General features: G+C 40.6%; 15 protein-coding genes. All 15 read left to right on the top strand.

The window, feature by feature from the left end; all coding sequences use genetic code 11:
• Window positions 1-23: 23 nt before the first annotated feature.
• On the top strand, window positions 24-371 hold the full coding sequence (locus PAT01_RS15415; RefSeq protein ID WP_010558032.1) for a copper resistance CopC family protein: 348 nt from the start codon (window positions 24-26) through the stop codon (window positions 369-371).
• A gap of 19 nt (window positions 372-390) precedes the next feature.
• Window positions 391-1,278: a copper resistance D family protein gene (locus PAT01_RS15410; protein WP_028834969.1), complete on the top strand. Its 888-nt coding sequence runs from the start codon at window positions 391-393 to the stop codon at window positions 1,276-1,278.
• Window positions 1,279-1,293: 15 nt separating this feature from the next.
• A complete protein-coding gene (locus tag PAT01_RS15405; protein WP_008467847.1) occupies window positions 1,294-1,764 on the top strand; it encodes a YybH family protein in 471 nt (156 codons plus the stop codon).
• 27 nt (window positions 1,765-1,791) lie between these two features.
• Window positions 1,792-3,615 (top strand): copper resistance system multicopper oxidase, encoded by a 1,824-nt coding sequence (locus tag PAT01_RS15400; protein WP_010558029.1) that lies wholly within the window; start codon window positions 1,792-1,794, stop codon window positions 3,613-3,615.
• Window positions 3,612-4,478, top strand: coding sequence for a copper resistance protein B (locus PAT01_RS15395; RefSeq protein WP_028834968.1), 867 nt, complete (start codon window positions 3,612-3,614; stop codon window positions 4,476-4,478). The genes PAT01_RS15400 and PAT01_RS15395 overlap by 4 nt, the downstream gene beginning before the upstream one ends.
• A 666-nt stretch (window positions 4,479-5,144) precedes the next feature.
• Window positions 5,145-5,567, top strand: coding sequence for a hypothetical protein (locus PAT01_RS15385; RefSeq protein WP_004589264.1), 423 nt, complete (start codon window positions 5,145-5,147; stop codon window positions 5,565-5,567).
• Between the two features lie 306 nt (window positions 5,568-5,873).
• Window positions 5,874-6,287, top strand: coding sequence for a MerR family transcriptional regulator (locus PAT01_RS15380; protein WP_004589265.1), 414 nt, complete (start codon window positions 5,874-5,876; stop codon window positions 6,285-6,287).
• Between the two features lie 101 nt (window positions 6,288-6,388).
• A complete protein-coding gene (locus tag PAT01_RS15375) occupies window positions 6,389-8,632 on the top strand; it encodes a heavy metal translocating P-type ATPase (protein WP_004589266.1) in 2,244 nt (747 codons plus the stop codon).
• 11 nt (window positions 8,633-8,643) lie between these two features.
• Window positions 8,644-8,997: a cupredoxin domain-containing protein gene (locus PAT01_RS15370; RefSeq protein WP_004589267.1), complete on the top strand. Its 354-nt coding sequence runs from the start codon at window positions 8,644-8,646 to the stop codon at window positions 8,995-8,997.
• A 9-nt stretch (window positions 8,998-9,006) separates the two neighbouring features.
• Window positions 9,007-9,243 (top strand): DUF2933 domain-containing protein, encoded by a 237-nt coding sequence (locus PAT01_RS15365; RefSeq protein ID WP_024605467.1) that lies wholly within the window; start codon window positions 9,007-9,009, stop codon window positions 9,241-9,243.
• Window positions 9,244-9,334: 91 nt separating this feature from the next.
• Window positions 9,335-10,000, top strand: a complete 666-nt coding sequence (locus PAT01_RS15360; protein WP_004589269.1) for a methyltransferase family protein — start codon at window positions 9,335-9,337, stop codon at window positions 9,998-10,000.
• Window positions 9,984-10,406, top strand: a complete 423-nt coding sequence (locus PAT01_RS15355) for a hypothetical protein (protein ID WP_004589270.1) — start codon at window positions 9,984-9,986, stop codon at window positions 10,404-10,406. Before PAT01_RS15360 ends, PAT01_RS15355 begins: the two co-directional genes overlap by 17 nt.
• 10 nt (window positions 10,407-10,416) lie before the next feature.
• Window positions 10,417-10,788 (top strand): heavy-metal-associated domain-containing protein, encoded by a 372-nt coding sequence (locus tag PAT01_RS15350; RefSeq protein WP_008109666.1) that lies wholly within the window; start codon window positions 10,417-10,419, stop codon window positions 10,786-10,788.
• A 50-nt stretch (window positions 10,789-10,838) separates the two neighbouring features.
• Entirely contained in the window at window positions 10,839-11,189 is a 351-nt protein-coding gene (locus tag PAT01_RS15345) for a hypothetical protein (RefSeq protein WP_024602002.1), read from the top strand.
• 273 nt (window positions 11,190-11,462) lie between these two features.
• The gene (locus PAT01_RS15340) at window positions 11,463-12,503 is read left to right on the top strand and encodes an IS630 family transposase (protein WP_010558023.1); all 1,041 of its coding nucleotides are present in this window, start codon (window positions 11,463-11,465) and stop codon (window positions 12,501-12,503) included.
• Window positions 12,504-12,751 lie beyond the last annotated feature (248 nt).

Genomic DNA, 12,751 nt, shown 5'->3' with positions numbered 1-12,751 from the left:
AATAAACTAAAATAGAGGTAAATATGAAAAAACTAATTAAATTTTTAACCGTAATCAGTGTCGTTTTTAGTAGTGCGGTATTTGCGCATGTGCATCTTGAAAAAAGTGTGCCTGCTGATAATGCAATGCTAATGAATCCTCCAGAAGAGTTAACTTTGGTGTTCACCAAAGAGGTACGTGTTGTAAAAGTTTCATTGGCCAATAAACAAGGCGAAGAATTTAAATTTGGATTCGAGCCTTCTAAAGTCGCTACTAGCAAATTTACATGGAAACTACCTAAATTAGCTCCTGCAAACTATGCTGTGGATGTAACCTTCTTAGGTAACGATGGTCATAAAATGAAACATAGCTTCGGCTTTATGGTTCACTAAAATAGGCGGTGTGATTGATATGGAAATGTATATCTGGAATACAGTCATTGTACTGTCAAAAATTGTATTTTACGTCGGCTTTGCCTGTATTGCTGGTTATACATTTTTCAGGCAAATATTTGAGAATAATGAATCTCATACTAATACTGTAATAGCGAATTTAACGTGGACAAGAACTTATATAGCTATGGCTTTGATCGCTAATATTACTTGGTTCTTTGCCAGTACTGGTGCAATGGCAGAAGAGGGAATTCAGGGGGCGATAGACGCTGATATATTGGCTATTATGTGGGACTCCTCTGTCGGCACTGGAGCTTTGCTTCGAGCGCTTGGGCTAGTTACCGCAATAATCGCTTTAGCTTTAAGGTTCAAACTCGCTGTGAACTCGTACTTAAAACAAAGCGCTTTAATGTTGAGTTTATTAATCCTTGCATACTCATTCACGTTACTGGGTCATATTTCTGAGTTAGGCACAATTGAAAAAGGCTTGCTTATTTTGCATGTGCTCGTTATGGCATGGTGGTTTGGGGCGTTATTGCCACTAAAACAGGCTTGCCATCAGCTAAGTTATGCAGAACTTCATTTGCTGATGGAAAGCTTTGGCAAACAAGCAAGTTTTACATTGAGCCTATTGTTGGTAGCAGGCCTCTGGCTCGTGATTCAATTGGTCGGAAGTCTTGATGCACTAATAAGCTCAAGTTACGGACAAACACTGTTGTTTAAATTGGCCCTTGTAGTGTCTATTTTGGCACTTGCTGCTAAACATAAACTAATACTCGTTCCACAACTTAAAAATAGTCAAGGCAGAGAGGCTTTATCTAAATCTATCTCGATAGAAATGGTAGTAGCTTTTGCCATTTTATCTGTAACGGCTGGGCTTACTAGTGTTGTTGGCCCTGCAAATTAAAACCTAAAAGAGAGAATGAAAATGAAAACAATAAATATATTACTCGTTTTATTAATGACGTTTAGTTTCGCAGCAAACGCTCATGGTGATAAGAACAAAGACAAAGGTTTGTTTAAAGGTATAGATACCCCTGCCGCAAAAGTTGTTTTGGCATTTCATCAAGCACTTGAAACTGGCAATCAAAAACAGGCTAGAGCGCAGTTAGCGGATGATGTCACCATTTTCGAGGGAGGCCGCGTTGAAAGGAGCGCTGATGAATATGCTCATCATCATATGTTGTCGGATATGAAGTATTTAGCAGCGATGAAGAGCGACACACTTGAACATCAAGTGACGATACTTGGAAATACCGCTATCTCTGCGTCGCGTAGTCAAACTACAGGTACTCATAAAGGTGTTGAACGCGATTATCAAGGCATGGAAACGATGGTGCTGGAAAAACAAAATGGTGAATGGAAGATTAAGCACATTCATTGGTCACATTAATTTATTGGTTAAATAACGGAGTACAAAATGAGAATTAAAAGTCCATTACATCAAGTTTCTACGCCACGTAGACGCTTTGTACAAGGTGTAATTGCTGGCGGTGTATTAGCTGCTTTTCCAAGTGTTCTTCATGCAGCTTCATCTTTGATTGCTGGAACTTCAACAGGTACTGCGCCCGAACTAAGTGGAGAAGTAATAGATTTAGTGATAGATGAGTCACCCGTAAACTTCACAGGTGTTGTAAGAATGGCTACAACAATCAATGGCTCAATACCAGCTCCTACCTTGCGCCTCAGAGAAGGTGATGACGTTACTATCAGGGTAACTAATAAATTATCAGTGCCGAGTTCAATTCATTGGCATGGGATCATTCTTCCGTATCAAATGGATGGCGTACCGGGTATTAGCTTTAAAGGTATAATGCCGGGTGAAACCTTTGTTTATAAATTTAAGCTGCAACAAAGCGGCACATATTGGTATCACTCACACAGTGGCTTTCAAGAAATGACAGGTATGTACGGCGCATTAATTATTGAGCCAAGAGAAAAGGATATTATTAGTGCTGACAATGAGCATGTCATCCAATTGTCTGATTGGACTGATGATGACCCAATGGATTTGTTTCGCAAGTTAAAAGTACAGGGCGATGTATTTAACTTTAATCAACCTACTGTTCCAGAGTTTTTTGATGACATTTCAAATAGCAGCGTTTCAAATGCGCTACAACGCCGGGAAATGTGGAATAAAATGAGAATGAACCCTACAGATCTTGCAGACTTATCAGCATCTGCAATGACTTTTTTAATGAATGGTTGTGCGCCTTTGACAAACTGGCGTGGAATGTTTAAAGCTGGCGAAAAGGTTAGGCTTAGATTTATTAACGGTTCTAGCAATACGTTTTTTGATGTAAGAATACCTGAGCTGAAGTTAACAGTTGTACAAGCTGATGGACAAAATGTTGAACCTGTGACAGTAGATGAATTTAGATTTGGTCCCGGTGAAACTTATGATGTACTTGTCGAGCCAAAAAATGATGCATATACGATTTTTGCACAAAGCATGGATCGCTCAGGTTATGCTAAAGGTACTTTATCAATGGCACCTAACGTTGATGCACCAGTACCTTCTTTAGACCCCGTTGAGTGGTTAACGATGACAGATATGATGGGCAATATGACCCATGATAGTGTGCATTCTACAATGGCTGATACGGCAGGTATGTCGGGCATGAATTCTAATAAAATGGATCATAGTGCAATGGGTCATGGAGCGATGGCAATGGATCATAGTAAACATGGAATGACTAAAAACCCATTAGCTGTTGCTAGCACTAAAGTGCGTCATGCAAAAACAGAGTATGGAGCTTCTGTTGATATGCGTGTTGATATGCCTAGAACAAACCTTGATGATCCCGGTATAGGTTTACGTAAAAATGGACGCCGTGTTTTAACACTTGCAGATTTACATTCTCTTGAGGGAATTACAAACCAGCAAGAGCCAGAGGCTGAAATTGAATTACATTTAACTGGAAACATGGAGCGTTATAGCTGGTCATTTGATGGCTTGGAATTTGGAAAAAGCACGCCAGTTCACATGAAGCATAATCAACGTTTAAGAGTTATTTTACAAAACGATACAATGATGACACATCCCATGCACCTGCATGGTATGTGGAGCGATTTGGAGAATGAAAAAGGTGATGTACAGGTTCGTCGCCATACTATCCCTGTACAACCAGCGCAAAGAATTAGTTTTTTAACAACACCTCATGACGTAGGTCGCTGGGCATGGCATTGCCATTTATTATTCCACATGGATGCAGGTATGTTTAGAGAGGTAGTTGTATCATGAAAAAATTAATACTAACCAATACGTTAAGACTATTATTAATAGGTTTGCCCCTTATAAGTGTATCTGTATCTGTATCTGCAAAAGATGAGATGACTGAGATGGGTGATTCTAAAATGCAAGCACAAGGTGGAGATGCACCTAAAGATGCTAGAGACCCCCATGCTTATGCAGCAGGTACAACTTTGACTGAAGGCCCTTATGCACTCAGTAGCGACAAACGACTGACTTTGGCAGATGAGCATTCATTTTACGCGCTACTAGGGGATCGTCTTGAATATAATGAGCAAACAAACGCAGGTGTTTTTGACTTTCAGGCATGGTATGGCACTACTTTTGATAGATTAGTCATCAAAACTGAAGGAGATTTTAGCGAAGGTAATTTAGAGGAGAACCAAACAGATTTTCTATGGGGCCACGCAATATCTGCTTATTGGGATACACAAGTCGGTATTCGACTTGATTACAATAACGAAGGTGAAAACCGCAAATGGCTAGCTTTTGGTTTACAAGGTCTAGCCCCCTACTGGTTTGAAATTGATATGACTGCGTATTTAGGAGAGCAAGGTAATAGTGCATTTTCGATCGAAGCTGAGTATGAGCTATTACTTACTCAAAAGTTAATTGTTCAACCACGAGCAGAGTTGACGCTTTACGGTAAGGATGACGTCCAAAATAACCTTGGTAGTGGCTTGTCTAGCAGTGCTATTGGTTTTCGGGTTCGTTATGAGTTTACCCGCCAGTTTGCTCCCTATGTTGGCGTTGAGTGGACAAATAAATTTGGTAATACAGCCGACTTTGCGAAGTTAAATGGGCAAAGTACTCGTGATACTGCTTTTGTTGCAGGTATCAAGTTCTGGCTCTGATATGAAGAAATACTATATTGACTTGATGAGAGCTACCGCAACTATATTGATGGTAGCTTTCGTTTTTTGGGATTTAAACCATTTTAGTTATGTTAGGAAAGGCCTAGCTAATAGTTTTTTTGGAAAGAACTAAGAGCAGTAATAGTAAGCTACTTCTTGTTTTCAGTCGGTGCCAGTCTGGTGTATACCTATCAAGGTGGAATATCAGCTAAGAAGTAAAGTTGGCGAATGGTTAAGGTTAAAGAGTAAAGGCAAAAAACATCGCCATTGAAAGACGTACAATAGGCCATTTTATCACTTTTGATGAACGGGAATTGGATGTGCCCGGGATAGAACCGATTGTTGCAAAGTACTGCGCTTAAAGCTGAACAATTGGAAAAATGATCCCTTACTCAATACCTAGTTATGAGCGTAGGGTTTTTATTTCTTTTAATGGTGCTCATGCTTGGCTTCAATCTCATGAGTATAAATTAGACACCCCTTTTATACTTGTGAAGTTTAAGCTGTTTAAAAAAGTAAAAAGTAAAAAGTAAAAAGTAAAAAGTAAAAAGTAAAAAGTAAAAAGTAAAAAGTAAAAAGTTTAGGTTTTAGTTCAAAGGTTGATCAAGATCATAAAATTATTTTTATAAAGTGGCTAATATTGTAGGTGCTAAAGAAGGAATGATAATGTTTGGACTTTTCAGGTGGTTTAAAATAGTAATAATAACTGTGTTGCTTACGCAGCATGGCTTTGCTATTGCTAAACCAATGAATTGTGAAGAGCATCATAATGGCTCATCCGACACGCATATTATACAACCAAGCAAAAATATGCATCATCAATCAATGATTGACAATAGTCACTATCACACTGAAAATTCGCAAGATTCTAAAAACCGTCATGGTGATGAAGACTGTGAAAAATGTAAAGCTGGTGATTGTGTTTGTTGTGAAGGCGGTTTTTGTACAAGCTTTCATTTAAATGCCTATCTTGTGGAAGCGCAAGACGAAGGTATTTGCAATATTCATTCTGAGCTAATTCTACAGCGTACACCCCTACCAAAATCTGGTATCCATCTCTTACTTTATCGTCCACCAATTATTGGCTAATCACAGGATCAGTGCGTCTTTTTTTCGCCACTCCCATCAAAAATAGAATGACTTATTCATTGATTTAAATAATCAATTGTTTTGAACGATTAGTACGATATTTGGAAAGGCATTATGAAAATGCTCAAGTTATTGCCATTTACAGTAATTAATACTGTCGATTTTGGCCGAGATTCCTCTTTTTACCAAAAATTAGTTTTTAGCTTTTGCATTATTAATCACGAATAATCACTTGACCTGTGTCTTAGACACAGGTCTAAGCTGTAGGTGAGATTACAAACTTAGGTGAAGAACTAAGGAGTGAACATGAAAGTTGCAGAGCTGGCAAAAAGCCTTGGAACGACTGCTGATACGGTGCGCTATTACTCGCGATTGGGATTGTTAAAACCTGCTAAGTCAGTGAACGGCTACAAGTCATACTCGAATAAAGAAGTATCGAGACTTAAATTCATTTTAAGTGCCAGAAACCTTGGGTTTTCTGTTGCAGATATCAAGGAAATTATTAATGAATCTGAAGATGGTAAAAGTGCGTGCCCATTAGTCAGAAGCCTGATCAAAGAGCGGCTTGAAGAAACAGAAAAGCAGTTTCAAGCAATGTTGGCACTTCGAGGAAAAATGTCTTCTGCGCTTTCTCGATGGGAAGAAATGGAAGACAAAGCACCGACTGCAAACATGGTTTGTCATCTCATCGAAAACTTTGAGCAAATAAAAAAAGCATAGGAGGAAAAAGGGTGGCTACTAACACAAATATAAAAACTGAATCAGGCTGTTGCTGTCAGGCAAAAGCTCAATCCTCTTCGTGTAAAAGTAAGGAGAATACGTTGGAGAAAGTATCACATAACCAACAGCTTATCATTGAAGGTGCTGGGTGTGCTAGCTGTGTAGGCAAAATTGAAGGGGCGTTGAAGGCAACTCTTGGAGTCGTCAGTGCGGAAATGAATTTTGCTGATAGGACAGTAACAGTTTATGGGACAGCTAAAACAAAAGAATTGATCAAAGCTGTTGAGTCAGTGGGGTATAACGCGAAGCCAATTGATGATAGCTCAGCAACAGATGCGCTTGATGAGAAAGAGGCGGCTGATTGGGCATATTATAAGAAGCTAATGCGCGATACGTTTATTGCCCTTTCACTCGGCGTTCCTTTGATGATCTACAGCATTGTAGTTGGAGAAATGACGGTTGAAACAAACCTTGAACGAATTTCTTGGTTGGTTGTAGGCATTTTAACTTTTGGTGTTATGTATTTTTCAGGCAAGCATTTCTATGTAGGAGCATGGAAGAGCTTCAAAAATCATTCAGCCAATATGGACACCCTAATTGCTTTAGGAACAGGCACGGCTTGGTTGTATTCGATGGTTGTCGTGTTTGCACCTGACGCTGTTCCATTGATGGCACGGCATGTTTATTTTGAAGCTACCGCCATGATCATTGGCTTAATTGATTTAGGTTTAGCATTAGAAATCAAAGCCAGAGGTAAAACCTCTGAGGCCATTAAACGTCTTATCGGCTTGCAAGCCAAAACAGCAACCGTGGTTCGTGACAACAAAGAAGTTCAGATAGGTATTGAGCAGGTTTTATTTAACGATATTGTGAAGGTAAAACCGGGTGAAAAAATTCCCGTCGATGGCGTGGTATTGGAAGGACACACCTCTATTGATGAGTCCATGCTGACAGGCGAACCTATGCCTGCTGAAAAAGCTGAAGAAGATGAGGTTGTCGCAGGTACTTTGAACAAATCAGGCATGATTTTATTTAGAGCCACACGCGTTGGTAAAGACACGGCGCTTGCACAGATCATCAATATGGTGAAACGAGCACAAAATTCAAAACCGCCGATTGGCCGTTTGGCCGATGTTATTTCAGCTTTTTTCGTACCTGTCGTGATGATTACCTCTGTGTTAAGTGCGCTAGCATGGCTTAACTTTGGACCTGAGCCAGCCATTGCTTTTGCCATCGTTTCAGCAACTACTGTGCTTATTATTGCCTGCCCGTGTGCTTTAGGCTTGGCAACACCCATGTCTGTCATGGTGGGAGTAGGAAAAGCAGCAGAAGCCGGAGTGCTTATTCGCAACGGTGAGGCACTGCAAACCGCCTCTAAAATCACTGCCATGATTTTAGATAAAACGGGCACTATTACTGAAGGGGCACCTAAGGTAACCGATATTATTTTAGCAAAAGCTACTGACGAAAAAGACGTACTACAGCTTGCAGCAAGTTTAGAAAGCGGCTCAGAGCATCCTTTAGCGCAAGCGATTGTTGAAAGTGCGTTAGATCAGGATATTGAGTTACTAAAAATTGAAGCCTTTAACGCCATTACGGGTTTTGGTGTAGAAGCAAGCTGCAACAACAAAGCCCTGCTTTTCGGAAACGATAAACTAATGAAGTTAAAAGGCATAGACCTCACAGGCTTTGTTGAACAAGCACAGTCTTTAGCCAAAGAAGCCAAAACACCTATGTACTTTGCTGTAGATGGTGAACTTGCAGCAATCATTGCTGTTGCAGATCCTATCAAGTCAGACTCAATCTCTGCTATCAAACGGCTTCAGGCTAATGGTATACGCGTCATCATGTTAACGGGTGATAACAAGGAAACCGCTGCCGCCGTAGCTAAAAAAGTGGGTATTAGTGAGTTTCTTGCTGAAGTGCTGCCAGAAGATAAAGCCAACAAGGTGAAAGAGCTACAAGAAGGCGGCGAAATTGTTGGTATGACAGGAGATGGCATCAACGATGCTCCTGCGCTAGCGTTAGCCGATGTTGGCTTCGCCATAGGCACAGGGACTGATGTAGCTATCGAAAGTGCTGACATTACCCTAATGCGTGGTTCACTTCATGGCCTTGCTGATGCCATAGCGGTAAGCAAAGCTACTTTACGAAATATCAAACAAAACTTGTTTGGCGCGTTTGTCTATAACGTAGCCGGGATTCCTTTTGCTGCGGGGGTTCTATATCCCTTCTTTGGCATTCTGCTTAGCCCTGTAATTGCAGGTGCTGCAATGGCGTTTTCGTCATTGACTGTAGTGTCAAATGCAAATCGACTTCGCTTTTTTAAAGCAAAAGAGCATTAAGGAGAATCACAATGATGGTTATTAACTTATTAGGCTTAATGTTAATCGCGCTGATTGTTTGGTGGTTTTGGCTATATAAACCCAATAAAACAATCGTTCAAGGTAATGAAGTACTCATTGAAGTGAGGGATGGTGTGTATTCCCCATCCTCAATTCAGGTGTCTGCTAGCCAACCTGTCACTCTGAAGTTTATGCGCAAAGATCAATCCCCCTGCGCTGAAACAATGCTTATTCCTTCATTGGATATAAGCGAACAGCTTAAATTAAATGAAATTACTCAAATTACCCTATTGAACTTATCACCGGGAGAGCATGAGTTTCACTGTCAGATGCAAATGTATCGCGGTGTCTTAAAAGTCGTTTAGGAGGGCAATATGAAAAATCAACACACTAATTTTTGGTCAACACCTACAGGCTGGGCTGCACTGGCACTTATTGCCGCAGTGACCTACTTCTTAGTGCTTGAGCATGGTCAACATATGCTGCAATTTCTTCCCTACTTGATTTTATTGCTATGCCCCTTGATGCACGTATTTATGCATGGCAGTCATGGTAAACATGGTCACGATCATTCACATGCGCCTGATGAAAAAAAGGAAGAGAGCTCTTAAGAACTCACGGATAAAAATGCAGCCTATCACGATGGCTACATACAAGGGTTAGAAAAGGCACGTAAGGAATCACATAAAAAGGAGAGCAGTGATGAATGAAACATATGATTATGGCTTATGGTCAATGGTGATACTGAACTCAGCAATTTTTATCTTTTTTGCCTTTAGTTTTGTCAAACCAAAAACATCAACTGATTGGAGAAGTCTAAGCGCGTTCTCTGCCTTTATTGTTGCCCTATTTACTGAAATGTATGGCTTTCCTTTAACTATCTATTTTCTGTCGGGGTGGCTGACGGAGACCTATCCAGAAGTAAATTTCTTTGCGCATGAAAATGGGCATTTATTACATACTTTCTTTGGATTTCAAGGTGATGCCCATTGGGACCCATTTCATATAGTGAGTATGGTGTTTATTGTTGCAGGTTTCTTTATGTTGTCTTCAGCATGGAATGTATTGCATCACGCGCAAAAACATCATCAATTGGCTACAACTGGATGGTATGCAAGGTGTCGCCACCCACAGTATGTAGCTTTCATTCTAATCATGTTCGGCTTTTTATTGCAGTGGCCGACAATTCCAACACTTGCGATGTTTCCGATCTTAGTCGTTGTTTACGTCGAGCTAGCGAAACGCGAAGAAGCACAAGCGATTGCTGAGTTTGGTTCGGAGTACCACAGGTATATGGAATCGACACCGAGTTGGATCCCAAATTTTAATAAAAGTGTAGAAGGTAAAAATCATGAAAACGTTAACTAAATCAATTTTATTTATTAGTTCACTACTGATAACCACTAGCTCATTTGCCCAAAACAATGAGCATAAACATGAAGGTGCGAACAAAGCTGATATGCATCAAGGCATGGCAATACCACATGAGAACATGGGAGAAATGCACAAAAAGATGATGGAAATGAAAAAGGAAGTCCATGTCATTAAAACTGAAAAAGATCCTGAAAAGCAACAGCAGATGATGGTTGAACATCACCGTTCAATGATGAAGATGATGCAATCCATGCATAAAAACATGGAAGAAATGCCAATGCATCAACAAATCAAGATGGCTGAACATCATTTAGAAATGATGGGGAACATGATGCCGCAGATGAACCGCAAAATGGAAGAAATGAAAGATAGCAATCAACAGCATTCACACAAACATTAGGAGAAAAATTATGAGCGATTTAAATCATAGAGTTGGCGTTAGAGAGCAAAATTTAGTTGTTCGAAATCTAAAGCTTAGCAATGTCACAGAAGAAAGCTGTGACGAGTTAGTAAAAGAAATAGATCAGCTTTTTGGTATAGATGAAGTTAGTTACAACATCAAAGAAGGTGAAATACACCTTGCCTATGATGCCGCAAACGTAAGCCTTGATGGGATTGAGGAGGTAATCCGTAAGTATGGCGCAGATGTTCATAATGATTGGTGGACACATACTAAAGAAAGTTACTATAAATTTGTTGATCAGAACATCAAAGATAACTCTGTTCATAAGCCTTGGAGTTGTCATCAAGCACCTTCGGGGGCTGGCCGGAAAAACAAATGAATTCATAAAAAAGTGTATAGATAATTAGTTAGTCAAATGAGGTAACAGTGATGAAAACACCCTATATAAAAGCTCTTTTATTGCTTACATTCGGTTTATATTTAGTGGGTTGTTCCAATACCACTTTTTATCATAAATACATGGTGAGAGGTCAGGTAGTAGAAAGTTCTGATAATCGAACTCTAATCTGTATTGGTGCTAAGCATGGCGCAGAGGTTGGGCAAAAATACAGTGTTATTAGATTCCATGAAAGAATAGTATTGAGTGAAGGTGAAGATCCCTACACTATCGAAAAGGTAGGAACGGTACAAATTACTAAAATTGTGAATGATCATTTCGCAACTGTAAAGCTAGTGTCTGGTGACATTGCAGCGAAAGATATGGTGGAACTTGAAAACTAATAAAGTGGTGGCGAAAGCCACCACAAGAGCATAACAATAAAACTTAATGAAAAAACTTTAGTGTTATTTTGTACAACCTTTGAGATTGTTTGCTCAGTTCTGGTTATCTTGATGCCAGTACGACAGAAAAAATGTTACATATGAATTAGAAAGGTATGGGCTGGCATCCTAAATAGCTGTTCCAAATAGTAGATCACCCGAGGAAGGGAACTCAATGCGGTTTGCGCGATCAGATCAGTCGCCAAACATAACCAATCAACAACCGCATTGAGTATGAACAAAATAGCATTTTTATACGGCGCAGAAACCCGCCGCTTGAAGAAAATTGTACATAAAACCCGAGATAAAGACCTGTGCCGCCGGGCAAATGCGGTGTTATTGGTGCTAAAAGGTGAAACCAAGTCGCAAGTAGCCCGTGTTTTGCAAGCAGGCCGTTCATCAGTAAACCGGTGGGTAACCTGGTATGAAGCAGCAGGTATAGATGGCCTTAAAACCAAGGGTGCTGGGCGACCACCAAGTCAGCCCAAAGGCTTTATCTGCGGTGTTTTAAAACTGTTGGTGAACCATGTACCCAGGACACTGGGTTATCAGCGGTCGCGTTGGAGTAGTGAATTATTCGCACTGCTACTGCATAAGCTTTACCGTATCGTTATTCATAGCTCAACTCTCAGGCGGTGGTTGCCACAAGTCGGCATCGTCTGGCGTCGTGCGGCACCGACGCTGTATATCCAAGACCCAGATAAAGAAGCTAAGTTAGCAGCCATGCGGGAGGCACTTGAAAATTGCAGCGTGGACCATCCGGTGTTTTATCAGGATGAGGTGGATATCCACCTGAATCCGAAGATTGGTGCCGACTGGGGCTTTAAAGGTAAACAGCGTAAGGTAGCTACACCCGGCCAGAATAAGAAACACTATCTGGCGGGGGCACTGCACAGCCAGACAGGACAAATCAGTTATGTTGGTGGTGAGCGCAAGACCAGTGATTTGTTTATTGCGCTGTTGGAGCAACTGAAAGGGCAATACCGGCGAGCGAAAAGTATCACGCTAATTGTGGATAATTACATCATCCATAAGAGCAAAAAAACGCAGAAATGGCTGAATGAGAACCCAAAGTTCAAGCTCTTGTTTTTACCGGTATACAGCCCGTGGCACAACAAAATTGAAAAGCTATGGCATGCGTTGCATGAAACGATAACCCGTAACCATCAGTGTAAGAACATGGATGACTTACTGGAGCAGGTATACCACTTTATGGACACAGCGGCTCCGTTCCCAGGTGGCAAGCATGGCTTGAAGCAGGTGTATCACAATTAGGATCAGTTATTTAGTCAGCAGTAAATCCCTAGCATGGACTTGCATCTGGCACCAAACTCTACGCAGTTCTTTTCCATGTGCCGCGCAAAAACTTTAGCTCAAAACCGTTCAGTATTCGGTAATGCTGAAGTGAACGTTGATGTCCGCTATTCGCTCTTTGCCGAAGTTTGGCTAAGTGCCATGAGCAGTCATTCATGATTAACTCGTTTCTGCCCCAAAACGTGTTGAGGCGAATGCCTCAAAAGAGC

Origin of the sequence: Pseudoalteromonas atlantica (assembly GCA_007988745.1) — a bacterium.
GTDB classification, from domain to species: Bacteria; Pseudomonadota; Gammaproteobacteria; order Enterobacterales; family Alteromonadaceae; genus Pseudoalteromonas; species Pseudoalteromonas atlantica.
This window is presented reverse-complemented; position numbering and strand designations above follow the sequence as displayed.

Bases quoted from the DNA above. Each gene is read 5' to 3' on its own strand.
- PAT01_RS15395 (WP_028834968.1), top strand. From the start codon at position 3,612: ATGAAAAAATTAATACTAACCAATACGTTAAGACTATTATTAATAGGT.
- PAT01_RS15345 (WP_024602002.1), top strand. From the start codon at position 10,839: ATGAAAACACCCTATATAAAAGCTCTTTTATTGCTTACATTCGGTTTA.
- PAT01_RS15400 (WP_010558029.1), top strand. From the start codon at position 1,792: ATGAGAATTAAAAGTCCATTACATCAAGTTTCTACGCCACGTAGACGC.
- PAT01_RS15415 (WP_010558032.1), top strand. From the start codon at position 24: ATGAAAAAACTAATTAAATTTTTAACCGTAATCAGTGTCGTTTTTAGT.
- PAT01_RS15350 (WP_008109666.1), top strand. From the start codon at position 10,417: ATGAGCGATTTAAATCATAGAGTTGGCGTTAGAGAGCAAAATTTAGTT.
- PAT01_RS15405 (WP_008467847.1), top strand. From the start codon at position 1,294: ATGAAAATGAAAACAATAAATATATTACTCGTTTTATTAATGACGTTT.
- PAT01_RS15340 (WP_010558023.1), top strand. From the start codon at position 11,463: ATGAACAAAATAGCATTTTTATACGGCGCAGAAACCCGCCGCTTGAAG.
- PAT01_RS15355 (WP_004589270.1), top strand. From the start codon at position 9,984: ATGAAAACGTTAACTAAATCAATTTTATTTATTAGTTCACTACTGATA.
- PAT01_RS15410 (WP_028834969.1), top strand. From the start codon at position 391: ATGGAAATGTATATCTGGAATACAGTCATTGTACTGTCAAAAATTGTA.
- PAT01_RS15385 (WP_004589264.1), top strand. From the start codon at position 5,145: ATGTTTGGACTTTTCAGGTGGTTTAAAATAGTAATAATAACTGTGTTG.
- PAT01_RS15370 (WP_004589267.1), top strand. From the start codon at position 8,644: ATGATGGTTATTAACTTATTAGGCTTAATGTTAATCGCGCTGATTGTT.
- PAT01_RS15380 (WP_004589265.1), top strand. From the start codon at position 5,874: ATGAAAGTTGCAGAGCTGGCAAAAAGCCTTGGAACGACTGCTGATACG.
- PAT01_RS15365 (WP_024605467.1), top strand. From the start codon at position 9,007: ATGAAAAATCAACACACTAATTTTTGGTCAACACCTACAGGCTGGGCT.
- PAT01_RS15360 (WP_004589269.1), top strand. From the start codon at position 9,335: ATGAATGAAACATATGATTATGGCTTATGGTCAATGGTGATACTGAAC.